Source organism: Pseudoalteromonas sp. NZS127 (genome assembly GCF_015864805.1).
GTDB classification, from domain to species: domain Bacteria; phylum Pseudomonadota; class Gammaproteobacteria; order Enterobacterales; family Alteromonadaceae; genus Pseudoalteromonas; species Pseudoalteromonas nigrifaciens.
This window is the reverse complement of record NZ_JADYWN010000018.1, coordinates 19,041-32,741: the sequence shown is the minus strand read 5'-3', so window position 1 is coordinate 32,741 and position 13,701 is coordinate 19,041. Positions and strand designations below refer to the sequence as shown.

Annotated in this window: 14 protein-coding genes; 7 read left to right on the top strand and 7 right to left on the bottom strand. The window is 40.1% G+C overall.

All coding sequences use genetic code 11. From position 1 onward, the window contains the following. Window positions 1-7: 7 nt before the first annotated feature. On the bottom strand, window positions 8-751 hold the full coding sequence (locus I6E78_RS14740; protein WP_089367740.1) for a glycosyltransferase family 25 protein: 744 nt from the start codon (window positions 749-751) through the stop codon (window positions 8-10). Between the two features lie 131 nt (window positions 752-882). Here I6E78_RS14740 and I6E78_RS14735 point away from each other — a divergent pair, with 131 nt between their 5' ends. Continuing rightward, window positions 883-1,686, top strand: coding sequence for a sulfurtransferase (locus I6E78_RS14735; RefSeq protein WP_197182793.1), 804 nt, complete (start codon window positions 883-885; stop codon window positions 1,684-1,686). Between the two features lie 556 nt (window positions 1,687-2,242). On the opposite strand, the gene I6E78_RS14730 is transcribed toward I6E78_RS14735, so the two are convergent. Continuing rightward, window positions 2,243-2,593, bottom strand: coding sequence for a cysteine-rich CWC family protein (locus I6E78_RS14730; RefSeq protein ID WP_089367742.1), 351 nt, complete (start codon window positions 2,591-2,593; stop codon window positions 2,243-2,245). 42 nt (window positions 2,594-2,635) lie between these two features. On the opposite strand from I6E78_RS14730, the gene I6E78_RS14725 reads away from it, so the two are divergent. Continuing rightward, entirely contained in the window at window positions 2,636-2,959 is a 324-nt protein-coding gene (locus I6E78_RS14725) for a hypothetical protein (RefSeq protein WP_197182792.1), read from the top strand. 210 nt (window positions 2,960-3,169) lie between these two features. Here I6E78_RS14725 and I6E78_RS14720 read toward each other — a convergent pair whose 3' ends face one another. Next, window positions 3,170-4,138 carry a class 1 fructose-bisphosphatase gene (locus tag I6E78_RS14720; protein WP_197182791.1) on the bottom strand — a complete coding sequence of 323 codons (969 nt, stop codon included), beginning with the start codon at window positions 4,136-4,138 and terminating at the stop codon, window positions 3,170-3,172. Window positions 4,139-4,292: 154 nt separating this feature from the next. Between I6E78_RS14720 and I6E78_RS14715 the strand changes: the two genes are divergently transcribed. Together I6E78_RS14715 and I6E78_RS14710 are read left to right on the top strand one after the other, a co-directional pair. Further along, window positions 4,293-6,722 carry a zinc-dependent metalloprotease gene (locus tag I6E78_RS14715; RefSeq protein ID WP_197182790.1) on the top strand — a complete coding sequence of 810 codons (2,430 nt, stop codon included), beginning with the start codon at window positions 4,293-4,295 and terminating at the stop codon, window positions 6,720-6,722. 210 nt (window positions 6,723-6,932) lie between these two features. Then, entirely contained in the window at window positions 6,933-7,706 is a 774-nt protein-coding gene (locus tag I6E78_RS14710) for a YggN family protein (protein ID WP_011327175.1), read from the top strand. 167 nt (window positions 7,707-7,873) lie between these two features. On the opposite strand, the gene wecB is transcribed toward I6E78_RS14710, so the two are convergent. Both wecB and rsuA read right to left on the bottom strand, forming a co-directional pair. Beyond that, window positions 7,874-8,989 (bottom strand): non-hydrolyzing UDP-N-acetylglucosamine 2-epimerase, encoded by a 1,116-nt coding sequence (wecB, locus tag I6E78_RS14705; RefSeq protein WP_089367747.1) that lies wholly within the window; start codon window positions 8,987-8,989, stop codon window positions 7,874-7,876. A 127-nt stretch (window positions 8,990-9,116) separates the two neighbouring features. Next, complete coding sequence (gene rsuA / locus I6E78_RS14700; RefSeq protein WP_182684099.1) at window positions 9,117-9,815, bottom strand: 16S rRNA pseudouridine(516) synthase RsuA; 699 nt, start codon at window positions 9,813-9,815, stop codon at window positions 9,117-9,119. A gap of 59 nt (window positions 9,816-9,874) precedes the next feature. Here rsuA and zapE point away from each other — a divergent pair, with 59 nt between their 5' ends. Next, a complete protein-coding gene (zapE, locus tag I6E78_RS14695; protein ID WP_197182789.1) occupies window positions 9,875-10,984 on the top strand; it encodes a cell division protein ZapE in 1,110 nt (369 codons plus the stop codon). Between the two features lie 181 nt (window positions 10,985-11,165). Here the strand turns inward: zapE and galE are convergent, their stop codons facing one another. Beyond that, entirely contained in the window at window positions 11,166-12,179 is a 1,014-nt protein-coding gene (gene galE, locus I6E78_RS14690) for a UDP-glucose 4-epimerase GalE (RefSeq protein WP_058372565.1), read from the bottom strand. A gap of 274 nt (window positions 12,180-12,453) precedes the next feature. On the opposite strand from galE, the gene I6E78_RS14685 reads away from it, so the two are divergent. Next, window positions 12,454-12,945 (top strand): DUF3016 domain-containing protein, encoded by a 492-nt coding sequence (locus I6E78_RS14685; protein WP_197182788.1) that lies wholly within the window; start codon window positions 12,454-12,456, stop codon window positions 12,943-12,945. A gap of 79 nt (window positions 12,946-13,024) precedes the next feature. Here I6E78_RS14685 and I6E78_RS14680 read toward each other — a convergent pair whose 3' ends face one another. Continuing rightward, on the bottom strand, window positions 13,025-13,315 hold the full coding sequence (locus tag I6E78_RS14680; RefSeq protein ID WP_011327181.1) for a hypothetical protein: 291 nt from the start codon (window positions 13,313-13,315) through the stop codon (window positions 13,025-13,027). Between the two features lie 168 nt (window positions 13,316-13,483). Between I6E78_RS14680 and I6E78_RS14675 the strand changes: the two genes are divergently transcribed. Next, window positions 13,484-13,693, top strand: a complete 210-nt coding sequence (locus I6E78_RS14675; RefSeq protein ID WP_197182787.1) for a hypothetical protein — start codon at window positions 13,484-13,486, stop codon at window positions 13,691-13,693. The last annotated feature ends 8 nt before the right edge of the window (window positions 13,694-13,701 follow it).

Sequence of the window (13,701 nt, the reverse complement as noted above, 5' to 3'; positions counted from 1 at the left end):
GCTTTTATTATTTACCAATAATGCTAGAAAGATCTGCTGTTTTATACTGTCTTTGCCTATAAATACTCGATCTGTGGATTAAATTTCTGATGAATGTACTGTGGTTAGAGTGTTTACCGCCATTCATAGTTGATATTTCACTAATAAAACTTCGATCTTCGGCAATTGGGTAGGGTTTTATGCCAATCATATTTAGCCCTACTTCTGTGTGAAATTGTATATCGACATCTACAGGTCTAAAAAATGGCTTTCTTTGCAGTAGCTTTTTAGCGCCGCTTAATGTAATGATGTAGCCTTGAGTACCGTTAGGGGCTTTTTTATAGTTGCCTACTGTTAGATTATTTTCTAATATAGCACTGTCTATAAATGGAAAGTTTCGGTCATTTGATAGCTTTATTAAATCCCAATTATTTAATTTAATCGCTACATCAACAACATCTTTAAGTGAAGCCTTAATGGAGAGATCATCTTCTAATACGACACAAAAAGATATATTTTCATCAACTATTTTTTGCCAAATACGCATATGGCTAACATAGCATCCAATTTCACCCAATGTCAGATCGCGGTTGTAGCGTTTTTTATTTTTTTTCGGGCAATACCAGTTGAGGATCTCTTGCTCACTAAGATTTTTGCCAATGGTAGCTTCAAAGCGTTCAGCCGTTAAATGCAAGTTGGTTAGTTGCTTTTGAGTTGCTTCCCAACGCTCTTCACAGCCTTGCATGTTGATAATGTAAAAAGGGATTGACATAATTTTTACTCTATTTAGAAATATCAAAGCAGCTATTTTAGCATTTTTCTAATTTGTAACCAGCCTAAATTTTATTTATAAGCAGACTTTAACAAAATATAGTTATTGCATGCCTTCAAATTTGGTAAAAAATGAAAAATATAGTCAGCACACAATGGTTATATGCGCGTTTAGAGCAAGCTAAACTCGTTATTCTTGATGCAGGGATGTTGCGCGCATCCTTTATTGGGGAGTACTCTCCAATAGCTATGCTGCCTAACGCGCAGCGCTTTGATATTAAAAATGAACTAGCAGATCGCTCTAACCCATTACCTAATACTTTGCGTAGCGAAACGCAATTTACTCAAGTAATGCAAAAGGCAGGCGTTAACCACGATTCGTACATTGTTATTTATGAAGATGAGGGCTTGTTTAGCGCAGCTAGGGCATGGTGGATGCTAAAATCTATGGGCTTTGATAATGTAAAAGTGCTCAGTGGTGGGCTAAGTAAATGGCTTGAGAGTGGCTACCCGGTACAGCAAGGCTATAGCAAGGCAAAACATAATGGTAATTTTTTTGCACGTTATAAAGCGGGTTATTTTATTAATAAGCAACAGGTACAAAACGCAATTGATGATCCGGCCATAGTATTACTCGATGCGCGTGCACATAAACGCTTTACAGGCGAAGACCCTGAACCCCGTGCTGATATGCGCAGCGGCCATATTCCTAATAGCCTTTCATTACCTTATAGCGAATTATTGTGCAGTGGTGAGACTAAGTCACTTAGCGAAATACAGCAGCAATTTAAAGCCCTAGTCGGTAATGCAGAAAAACTACAATTTACATGTGGCGCGGGTATAACCGCCTGCATATTAGCGTTATTTGCTGATGAGTGCGGTTACGCTAACTTAAGTGTTTACGACGGTTCATGGAGTGAATGGGGAAGAAAATAAAGAGTAGATAAAGCCGCGGTGAGTTATTAGTAAAAACGATCCTGTAACAAACACCGCGCTAAACCTAAATACCGGCCCTGCGTGCAAATTCACTTCGCATTCATCTAATATCGCTTAAAAATATAAAGCCTACTTGCACAATGAGAAGCCAATGAGCAAACAAAAGCAATAGATTACACCATATTGCTCGTTGCCTTAACTCATAGCCCTTAGCCATAACTAATTACTCCTCTAAAGCGCAGCGTCTCTTATGCTCTTTGTGAATATTTCACTTAAACACTTTTTGCACAAGGAGAAGATAATGAGCGTAAATGAGAAGAGATCAGGCATTAATTAAACACTAAATTAGTTTAGCTTTTTAGCTGAACACTGCTCTTTCGTAGATGCGACGACTAACTTGAAAAACTCCGCTAACGACAAACACCAAACCTGTAGATGCGAATTTATTTCGTGCTTTTTAATTAAAAAAAGCGAGGTATAAAACCCCAACCAGCTACCCAAAACTTAAACCTCGTATCTACTTTATCGAGGTCGTATCAAAATCTAACACCTGCTATTACTTATACGGGCAATTTTTGCAGCCATTTTTACAGCATGTGCCACGCTTTAAAAAAAACCACTTACTAAATACCATATAGCTGTTTTGCATAGTGTAATCGAGCCCTTCAATCAGCTCTCCATTATTTTTAAATTGCTTAGCAAACGCGAGTTGTATTTTAATCGGCTGCGAGTAAAGGCTTTGTAAGTAAGTGTTTATTTTAGCCAGCGTACAGTTACGGCATAAACAGCTTGTAGCGTTAAGATCTAACGGTAAAATAGCGGGTAACTCGTTGCACCAACATGCTGATATGTCAGTCACATTACAGGTAAGAGCAGCATTACATTGGGGGCAGTTAATTTGGGTCATTATTTTACTTTTAAATCACGGTGAGCGCAGAATAACAATATTATGGATATACAAAAAGCATTAGCGCAGTTTATTACCTTCGGGCCAGAAAAAGACGAGGCTATTGCTGTTATTGTATCTGCGGCAGCAGCAAAACAGCCATTATTTACCCTAAGTACGTCAATCATACTAAATGTGTTTGAGCGTTGTTTACATAATGAAATAGTACTTGATGACTTGGAACTGTGGGCGAATGTGATTGAAGCGCGAGATGATATTGATTGCGCTGAGTGTGAAGGCGTTATTTATGCACTTAGTAACAGTGAGCAAATGGGCGAGCTTAATTATGAAAAGCTCGCCAAATTAGCCACGCTTTTACAAGAGTAAAAGCTTGGCTAATTTTTAGTCAAGTATTAAAGGTACGAGATCTCAGGTGTTGATAAAATACCGAACCGTAGGCGGGAGTTTACCTCGCGCATTTTATAAATTTAACAAGCGCGGCATAAAGCCCCGCCTTGTATCTACGGTTAACTTAAACACCGCGCTGGCTTAATTCTCGCCTAAAATCTGATACCTAAAACCTTGTATTTCTATTTATTACTTATGATATCCCAAGCAGGTTTCTACTTCGTTTTTTGAGCCTAAAATTACAGCTACGCGCTGGTGAATGGCATTAGGTTGTATGTCCATAATGCGCTCGGTGCCAGTTGAGGCAATCCCGCCAGCTTGCTCTACTAGCATGGCCATAGGGTTTGCTTCGTAAAGCAGACGTAGTTTATTTGGTTGGCTTGGGTTTTTGGTATCGGTTGGGTAGGTAAATAACCCGCCACGGCTTAATACGCGGTGTACATCGCCTACCATTGCAGCAATCCAGCGCATATTAAAGTTTCGAGCGCGTGGGCCAGTGTCGCCAGCTACAAGGTCGTTAATGTAGTTTTGCATAGCCGGTTGCCAATGGCGTTGGTTTGACGCATTAATAGCATATTCATTGGTATCTGCTGGTATTTTTGCAAAATCTTGAGTTAATAAAAAGGTGCCGTGAGTTTTATCTAGGGTGAAAAAGCGGGTGCCTTTACCTGTCGTTAGCGCCAATATAGTCGATGGACCATATAATACATAACCTGCCGCTACTTGATTAATACCCGGTTGCATAAAAATACTTTGGTCAGCAGGATCTGCGCCTTCAGGCGCTTTCATTACTGAAAAAATAGTACCTACTAACGAGTTTATGTCGGTGTTTGATGAGCCATCAAGTGGGTCAAACGCTACAATATATTCTGCATCAGGATTACCAGCAACTGTGTGGTCTTCTTCTTCAGAGGCGATGGCTTTTACGTAGCCCGATTCCAATAATATATCTTTAAGCAGTTGGTTGGTTAAAACATCAAGCTTCTTTTGAGTTTCGCCTTGAATATTCTCGTCAAGTGTTGAGCCTAATACACCCGATAATTCGCCTTGGCCAACACGAAATGAAATTTCTTTACATGCGGCTAAAATAGTTCTGATCAAAGAGATTAACTCTCTTGGGCAACCATCTTCAAGTAATACTGGAGGAAGTCTACGCATTCTATTTTCCTGATAACGTGATTAAACTAATCATAATGTGAGAGGGATTAGTTTGGAGCGCTGAAATTCGTCTTAAATAACTGTATTGTTTAAATTCCCCCCTATAATGGGGTTACCTAATCGTACTTAAAACGCCAATAACAAAGATAAGATTATGCAAAAAATAAAACTACTAGGTTACATTCTCTTTACTGTGTTGCTCACTATGATAACTCAAGCGCACGCAGCAATTAAGTCTATTGATGAATTTACTGGAAAGATGAATCATTTTCCGGGATATTTTTCATTTTTTTACGATACAGAAAACGGCAAGGTTTATTTAAAAGTAGATAAACTAGAGCAGCAATTTTTGCTACAGCAAAGCTTGCCAAATGGCTTGGGCTCTAACGATATAGGGCTCGATAGAGGGCAGCTTGGTAATACACACTTAGTGCAATTTGAGCGCTTTGGCGACAAAGTAATGCTACGTGCTGTAAATACTTACTATCGCGCAAATACCAGTAATAAAGCCGAGCAGCAAAGTATTAATGAAGCGTTTGCATCAAGTATATTAGCGGGCTTTAAAGTGGTTGCGCAAAATAAGCGGGCGCTATTAATCGATTACACTCCGTATTTACTTAGTGATGTACACGGTGTAAATCGAACCCTGGCAGCGACTAAACAAGGTAACTTTAATCTAGACGAATCGCGTAGTGCAGTTTATATGAGTCGCTCTAAAGCATTTATTAATAATACAGAGCTTGAAGCTGTGCTGACCTTTGCCGGTACTCAACCGGGTAAGTTTGTGCGTGAAATAAGCCCTGACGCTTATTCGTTAACTGTGCATATGCACCATTCACTAATTAAATTACCAGACGATAACTACACCCCGCGCAACTTCCATCCACAATCGGGTTTTTGGAGTATTGAGCATAAAAACTATGCTGCAGCACTTGGCGAGTCTATGTATGTGCGATATATACCACGCCATCGGTTAACTAAAAAAGATCCGAGTTTACCTATTAGCGAGCCCATTGAGCCGATTGTTTATTACCTTGATCCTGGGGTGCCGGAGCCGGTAAAAAGTGCATTGCTTGAAGGTGCACAGTGGTGGGATGAAGCGTTTAGTGCAGCGGGTTATAAAAATGCATTTATAATAAAAGTACTACCAACAAACGCTGATCCTATGGATATTCGCTACAACGTAGTGCAGTGGGTGCATCGTGCTACTCGTGGTTGGTCGTATGGCAGTTCGGTAATTGATCCGCGCACCGGCGAAATAATAAAAGGGCATGTAACGCTTGGTTCACTGCGCGTACGCCAAGATATTTTAATTGCAGAAGCGCTGGCTGCGCCTTACTTAAACGGCAATGAAATAGCAAAAACTCTACAAGCCATGGCGCTTGATCGTATTAGGCAGTTAAGTGCTCACGAAATTGGGCATACCTTGGGGATTTCTCATAACTTTGCCGCTTCAGTGGGCGATAGAGCCTCGGTAATGGATTATCCGCATCCGCTGCTTAGCTTTGATGAACAAGGCAAGCTTGATGTGTCACGCGGTTATGCTACGGGTATGGGTGTGTGGGATACACAAGTTATTAAATACGGCTACAGCGACTTTACTAATCAAAACGAAGCAGCAGCATTGGCGGCTATTTTAAAAGAAAACAACACTAAAGGGCTCGAGTTTATATCTGATAGCGACGCACGCGCTGCCGGTGGTGCGCATCCTACGGCTCATCTGTGGGATAACGGCGCAGCACCAAGCGAAGAGCTATTAAGAGTACTAGAAGTGCGTAAGCAAGCACTCGCACAATTTGGTATTCATAATATAAAAACGGGAGAGGCGTTATCGCAATTAGAAGAAAAACTGGTGCCCTTGTATTTATTTCACCGTTACCAAGTAGAGGCGGTGGCTAAATTAATTGCTGGGGTAAATTACGAGTACGAAGTACGCGGTGATAAACCTGTAAAAGGCGCGCAAGTGGTTGCTAAGCAAGCGCAACAACAAGCGGTTAAAGCTATTTTAACCACTCTTGAGGGCAGTAATTTAGTGTTGCCAGAGTCAATACTCGCACTTATTCCACCTAAAGCGTATGGTGAGTCTAGGACGCGTGAAAGTATAGTGGGGCGCACTGGTTTAACCCTTGATGCTATGGCCCTACCTGAAGTTGCCGTGCAGCATAGCTTATCGTTATTACTAAATGCACAGCGTTTAAATCGCCTTGCGCAACAACAAGCACGCAGTAATGATTTTTATAGTTTAGATGAGTTACTTTTACAGCTTTATAAGCAGGTTTTTGTGGCATTGCCATCCAATAACATGGTGGCAAAGATCACTCAGCGAGTGCAATTTTTAAGTGCTAAAACAATGGCTGATTTAGTGGCCAGCGATAACGTAAGTCCAGAAGTACAAGCACAACTGCGTTACTATTTAACTAAGCTAAAAGATGACTTTGAACAAAATTCACTACTAAGCAACACCAGTATAGGTGAAAGCGCGTTTAAACAATATTTAGCTGAACAAGTTAACCTGTTTTTAACCACAGGTAGCTGGCCAGATAACTTTAAAGCATTACCAATCCCGCCAGGTTCGCCAATTTAAAAGGATCGCTTTTAGCAATAAAGCAGCAGGAGGCTTTTAACTAAGAAATTAAAAAACACCGTGCTTAATTTAAACGCGGTGTTTTTTTGTATTACTCATTGCATAGGTTAAATACGCAGGGCTGTCTTTGTTATTGTGTTACTTTTGCTTGCATAAAGTTGTTTTTTTGTTAATCTACCCGCCTTCTGTTGTGGCTATTTTGAGGTGTTTATGGCGTTTTTATCTCGTTCGATATTGGCGTTGTCTGTAGCACTTTTAAGCAATAACGTATTTGCGCAAAAGCAGTGTGATGTAGAGCTTCGTCACGGTTTAATCATTACTGATGATATTATTCGCATTGTTGATAAAGGCCAAACCCGCGTACAAATTAATAATAATAACCAATTGTTTATCCGTGGCTATTGGATTGACTTAAGTGATGACGAAAGTAAAGTCCTTGAGCAGTTTAGCAGCGGTATTCGTCAAACTGTTCCTGAACTCGTTAACTTAGCCACCGATGGCGTTAATTTAGGGCTCAGTGCAATTGAGCATGTTGTTGAAGGCATGACAGATAAAGAATCAGAAGTGCTTAAAACGCAATTGCAGTACGTTGAACGTGCGCTAATGGATAAGTTTAAACGCGGCGATGATTTTTTCTTTATTGCGCCGCAATCACTTTCCAAAATAGACGACTTTTTCACTAAAGATATTAGCAAAAAAATTCACTCGGCAGTGCATGGCTCCCTCGGGGCTATTTTAATGTCGTTAGGCGATGCATTTAAATCGCGCGAAGGTAATATTGAAGATCGAATGAACGACATGAGCCAACGCATGGATATCATTTCATCAGAAATAGATAAATCACTCCAAGAAAAAGCCCGCCAACTCGAACTAAAAGCTGCAGAATACTGCGAATGTTTAAACGCCCTTGATGTGACTGAATCTCGCCTACAAGCCATAGTACCAGGCATGGTGAACTTTGACTTAGTGCAAATAAAGTCTTAAAAATTAAAAGCTGGCATTAGGTTTCAGGTGTCAGTAAGTAATTAGCCAAGCACGCATTTACAATTAGGCCTCGTAGTTGTGAACTACCCAGCGACTAAAAATCACTGGGTTTTCTCGCCAAGTTATCGATAAATTGCTTAGAACCTAGTGCCTAGCGTCTTCAACTTTTAACGCGCTAAAATATCACATATACGTTGGCATGCATTGCCGTCACCATAAGGGTTGTGAGCGCGACTCATTGTTTTATATGCAGCATCATCAGTTAACAACTCATTTAATGCTGCGGTGATCTTAGCTACATCGGTACCAACTAATTTCACTGTACCTGCTTCAACTGCCTCTGGGCGCTCTGTGGTATCACGCATAACTAATACAGGCTTACCTAAACTTGGTGCTTCTTCTTGAATGCCACCTGAGTCAGTTAAAATAATATGAGCACGATTCATCAAGTATACAAATGGCAGGTATTGTTGTGGCTCTATTAAATGTACGTTATCAACATCTTTTAAAATGCGCTTTACCGGCTCTTGTACATTCGGGTTTAAATGCACGGGATAAAGTATTTGCGTATTTGGATGAGTTTTTGCGGTTTGCGCTAATGCTTCGCAAATTCGCTCAAACCCGCCACCAAAACTTTCACGGCGATGGCCTGTAACCAATATAAGCTTTTTATTTTCATCAAGCATTGGGAATTGCGATGCGAGTGTATTGCTTAATTCTGCATCATTTTCAATTTGTTGTTTAACCATTAATAACGCATCAATTACTGTGTTACCCGTTACAGATATGTTTTCAGCCGCGTAGTTTTCTTTTAATAAGTTAGCTTTTGAATTTTCGGTGGGTGCTAAATGGTACTTTGTAAGTGAGCCGGTTAATTTACGATTACCTTCTTCTGGCCAGGGTGAGTAAATATTACCTGTACGCAAGCCTGCTTCGACATGACCTACTGCGATTTGCTCATAATAAGCCGCCAGACTTGCTGCAAAAGTAGTCGCGGTATCGCCATGAACAAGCACTACATCTGGCTTAAACTCTTTAAGTACGGGGGTTAACTCTAGCAGAATACGACTGGTTACTTCTGGTAATGTTTGGCCCGCTTTCATCAGGTTCAAATCGTAGTCAGGGGTTATTTTAAACAGCTCAAGTACTTGGTCTAGCATTTCACGATGCTGCGCCGTTACACAAACTTTAGCTTCAAAGCGACTATCGTTAGTTAATGCATGTACTAGCGGCGCCATTTTTATCGCTTCTGGGCGGGTGCCAAATACAGTTAATACTTTCACTGTTATATCCTTTTAATAAATTAGAGTCTCGAAGCTCTGTTATGCTCGTTATCTGTGTTAAAAGTGCTGTGTTTTTAGGCTGCCTTATCTTTCGTTACTAATACTTGATTGAAGCCTAAAAAGTTCCTTAGAGTTTAACCTCTTCAGCTGTTAACAAGCGATATTCACCCGCTGCTAGGTTTTCGTCTAGTTTAATATTGCCAATTTGTTCGCGGTGCAATTCAACCACTTTGTTGTCTACAGCGGCTAACATGCGCTTAACTTGGTGGTATTTACCTTCACAAATAGATAAACGTAAGCCGTAATTAGCGAGGCGCTCTGCTTTTGCCGGACGGGTTAGAGCTTTTTCGTTATGTAATTGTACCCCTTCGCGCAGTGCCTCTAACGATTCGTCAGTAATGGGCTCTTGGGTTTCTACTAAGTAGGTTTTAAATTTATTGTTTTTAGGAGACGTTATTTTATGCGACCAGTCGCCATCGTTGGTTAAGATAACTAAGCCAGTGGTGTCAATATCGAGGCGGCCTGCTACGTGAAAGTCGCTCATATTTGGCTCGTCAATTAAATCGAATACCGTTTTGTGTAGTTCATCACTATTGGCACTTACATAACCAACGGGTTTGTTTAACATGAAGTAGCGTTTACCTAAAAATACGAGTTGTTCACCTTGAAAAACTACTTCGTCTTGCTGCTTAATTTGAAAATCGAAAGCAGTGACCACTTCACCATTGACTAGTGCGGCTTGGCGTTTAATGCTGGCTCTGGCTTTTGAGCGTGGCAGCTCTGCTAAATGGCTAATAAATTTATCTAGGCGGCAAGGGAATTTCATTGGGGTTCACATTTTGAGTCGGCTACAATGGACGCGATTATAACGGATAGTGAAATACCATGACAGTGCAGGACACACAAATAATAAGCCTTTACCAAGCTAAGGTTGCATCGGGCGAGCTTAGCTTCGATGCTGCGCAAAATAATGCCGTACAGGCACTTAATTCGCTTAGTGAACAATTACAAATACACTATAGCTGGTGGCAAAAGTCGCCACTCATAAAAGGTGTGTATTTGTATGGACCGGTAGGGCGTGGTAAATCCATGTTAATGGATTTATTTTATAACAATGTTGCTATAAGTAAAAAGCAGCGGCTGCATTTTCATCACTTTATAGCGCAGGTGCACCAGCAGTTAGGGCAGTTACAAGGGCAAAAAGATCCGTTAATAATTATAGCTAAAAATTGGGCCAAAAATATTCGGGTGCTATGTTTTGATGAGTTTTTTGTTAGCGATATTGGCGACGCTATGATTATGGCCCGGCTGTTTGATGCATTATTTAAACAAGGTGTAGTGTTGGTGGCCACTTCAAACGCAAAACCAGAGCAGCTTTATTACAATGGCCTGCAGCGAGCACGATTTTTACCTACCATAGATTTAATTAATAATTATTGCGAGATAGTTAATGTAGCGGGAGAGGAGGATCATCGTTTTCGTTATGGTAAAAACAGTAGTCATTACTTTATTAATTTACCCAGTAATGACTTTAAAGCTAAATTTTTAACGCAGTACCCGCAAGCATCGCACTGTGGCAATATCACGGTACACGGTAGAGCGCTGCCTTATTTATTAAAAACAGCAAATGCCTTAATGATTGATTTTATGGCGTTGTGCTCTGGCCCACGAAGTGCTAACGATTACATGTTTTTAGCTCAGCAATTTTCTGTGTTATATGTGGCAAACGTGCCAAAAATGGGTGTAGGCGCAACCGGTAAAGTAATAGTGCACGGTATAGAGGACAGCTACCAGCGTGAAAAACAAACTCTAGACGAGCACTTTTTTGATGATGAAGCACGACGTTTTATTGCTTTGGTCGATGAGTTTTATGACTGCCATAAGTTACTGGTTATAAATGCACAGGCTGATATAGACACCTTGTATCAAGGTAAAAAACTAAGCTTTGAATATGCACGAACGCAATCGCGTATAGTCGAAATGCAAAATTGGTAAAAATAATAATCGTACTAGGAAGTAAATCAGGGCTAGGTTCTAGGTTAAACTCTAAACCTTAAACTCTGAGCTTAAATTTGAACACGTATATCTTTATTGAATTAAATAAATGACTTACTCCAACCATAATTAACATACCCCTATAAAAATAGGGACATATTAATTATAGGTATATGGTTTTTTACTTATACCCATTAGGGTTATTTGACTGCCAGCGCCAGGTGTCTTGCATCATAGTATCTATACCGCGCATCGCTTGCCAGCCTAATTCATTCAGGGCTTTTTCAGGAGCTGCGTAACAAGCGGCTATATCGCCAGGGCGACGTGGTGACACTTGATATGGTACTGCTTGATCACTGGCCTTAATAAAGGCGTTCACCATTTGCAGTACTGAATAACCGTTGCCTGTACCTAGGTTATAAACCAATGCGCCGGTGTTTGTGGCAATTTTATTCAGTGCTTTTAAATGCCCTAAAGCTAAGTCGACTACGTGAATGTAGTCGCGCACGCCGGTGCCATCTACAGTGTCGTAATCATCGCCAAATACGGCTAGTTGCTTGAGCTTGCCCACAGCAACTTGTGAAATATACGGTAATAAATTATTAGGGATCCCGTTCGGATCTTCACCAATTAACCCCGATTCATGCGCGCCTACTGGGTTAAAGTAGCGCAAAATAGCAAAGGCAAAGCGCTCGTCTGATTTTGCGATATCTTGCAACATCATTTCAACCATTAACTTTGATGTACCATAAGGGTTGGTGGTGCCACCAACAGGGAAGTCTTCTTTAATAGGTAGGCTTGCTGGGTCGCCATAAACGGTTGCTGATGAGCTAAATACTAACTTAAATACACCCGCATCGCGCATCGCATCAACGAGTGTTAATGTACCTTGTACGTTATTTTGATAATACTCAATTGGTTTTACAACCGATTCACCTACCGCTTTTAAGCCAGCAAAGTGAATTACGCTATCAATAGTATGCTTAGCAAATACTGAGTCTAAAAATGCTTTATCGAGAATATCACCTTGGTAAAAAGTTACTTCTTTACCGGTAATTTTTTTAACGCGTGTAAGTGACTCTGATGATGAATTGCTTAAATTATCAATAACAACAACATTACTGTTTTGTTGTAAAAGTTCTAAAACAGTGTGCGAGCCAATATAGCCTGCGCCACCGGTTACTAAAATAGTCATGAATGCTCCGTGGATACCTTTTATCAATAATGTTGATTGCACCATAAATTGCGTTATTTTACATGCATTATCTGCTTTAAATACGCTGTTATTTTAAAAAATCTAGATTTATATATTTGATTACATTTTGTACGCTTTAAATAACACTTATGTCACAAAATTAAGTTATAGTTAATAAACAGCTGTTAAAATGAACTCAGTTATTTAGGTGTTAATACTGAGCATGCCCTAATTGCAATAATGTAATATTTGGCGCACCTTTTTGGAGAGTGATATGAATTCAGTAAACAAAATCGCAATGTTAATGTGCTTTGCACTACCAGCACTTGCCCAGGCGGGTGAGTCGGCTATTAAATGGCATGATTTTAAAGACTATCGTGATGTACGCGAATCCAATCAAGGTAAAGCTTCGTACCATAAGCATATAGCGAGCAGCATTGAAGAGCATGTTGCTAAACTTGCAGAGCAACTGCCAAAAGACTGCAAACTTAGCCTAGAGATCACTGATGTCGATTTAGCTGGCGATGTACGCTATGGCGGTATTAATGAAATTAGGGTGGTTAAGCCTATTTATTTTCCGCAACTCAAACTTAATTATTCACTTACCAATGATAAAGGTGAGGTAATAAGTGCAGCAAGTGATGTAAAGCTCAAAGATATGGGCTTTATGGATAAAATTAAAATGGGCCGAGATGAGCCATTTAATTACGAAAAGCGCTTACTTACAGAGTGGTTTGGTGAGGAAATATTACCGAAATTAGATTAACTGAGCTTTACAAAAACGCCGCTAAATAGCGGCGTTTTTAATGCTTGTAGAATAATAAACTTTTTAACTAAAGTTTACGTTACTTAAAGGTAGCCAACAAAGTAAGTAATTGCTGTAACTTAATAACGGTGGTTTTAAGTTTTTCTTCATTAAAACCGTCACTAGATAAGCTCTCTACGTCGGCTGCTACATCAAGCACATATGGCTTAAAGCGTTTAGCTTCAAAGGTAAAACCTGAGTCAGCTGTAAAGAGTGCTTTAAATTTGCCGTGACCTTGCTGTTGTAACTCGTCGAGTTTTTTGTCAGCATCAAGCGCCTGTCGGTAAACAATTTTTAAGTTAGCGTTGAGTTGTTCAATAATAGAATCCATGGTTTTCCTAAAGCTTTGTATTGAGTTGCCGATAATTTATTATGTAGCATGCGTATACTGCATATGTTACTTGGATTATATTTAAAAGTCAGGTTTTTAGCACTGTGCCTTGTTCAAGTCCTTTTAAATAATTGCACAATAAACACTGATTAAAGGTGGATTAATTTTATGAATATAGCAGGTGGAAATTTACCGGTAATGCCAAGCTCAAGCCAAGGCGGCGAGGTGTTGAGCGCTGCATTGTCTAAAAAACAGCAACTAGCTGATGGCGCAGCTGCATTAGCACTGATTGAGGGTGCTGCGCAGTCATCCAGCGCGCAAACACCGACTCAGTCGGCGACTGCAACACTGGGTAATAACGTAAACATTTACGTTTAAATACGGCT

Coding starts and splice junctions, on each gene's coding strand:
- galE (WP_058372565.1), bottom strand. CDS start 12,179: ATGACTATTTTAGTAACCGGTGGCGCAGGCTATATTGGCTCGCACACT.
- zapE (WP_197182789.1), top strand. CDS start 9,875: ATGACAGTGCAGGACACACAAATAATAAGCCTTTACCAAGCTAAGGTT.
- I6E78_RS14675 (WP_197182787.1), top strand. CDS start 13,484: ATGAATATAGCAGGTGGAAATTTACCGGTAATGCCAAGCTCAAGCCAA.
- I6E78_RS14710 (WP_011327175.1), top strand. CDS start 6,933: ATGGCGTTTTTATCTCGTTCGATATTGGCGTTGTCTGTAGCACTTTTA.
- I6E78_RS14720 (WP_197182791.1), bottom strand. CDS start 4,138: ATGCGTAGACTTCCTCCAGTATTACTTGAAGATGGTTGCCCAAGAGAG.
- I6E78_RS14715 (WP_197182790.1), top strand. CDS start 4,293: ATGCAAAAAATAAAACTACTAGGTTACATTCTCTTTACTGTGTTGCTC.
- I6E78_RS14685 (WP_197182788.1), top strand. CDS start 12,454: ATGAATTCAGTAAACAAAATCGCAATGTTAATGTGCTTTGCACTACCA.
- I6E78_RS14740 (WP_089367740.1), bottom strand. CDS start 751: ATGTCAATCCCTTTTTACATTATCAACATGCAAGGCTGTGAAGAGCGT.
- I6E78_RS14730 (WP_089367742.1), bottom strand. CDS start 2,593: ATGACCCAAATTAACTGCCCCCAATGTAATGCTGCTCTTACCTGTAAT.
- rsuA (WP_182684099.1), bottom strand. CDS start 9,815: ATGAAATTCCCTTGCCGCCTAGATAAATTTATTAGCCATTTAGCAGAG.
- I6E78_RS14725 (WP_197182792.1), top strand. CDS start 2,636: ATGGATATACAAAAAGCATTAGCGCAGTTTATTACCTTCGGGCCAGAA.
- I6E78_RS14735 (WP_197182793.1), top strand. CDS start 883: ATGAAAAATATAGTCAGCACACAATGGTTATATGCGCGTTTAGAGCAA.
- I6E78_RS14680 (WP_011327181.1), bottom strand. CDS start 13,315: ATGGATTCTATTATTGAACAACTCAACGCTAACTTAAAAATTGTTTAC.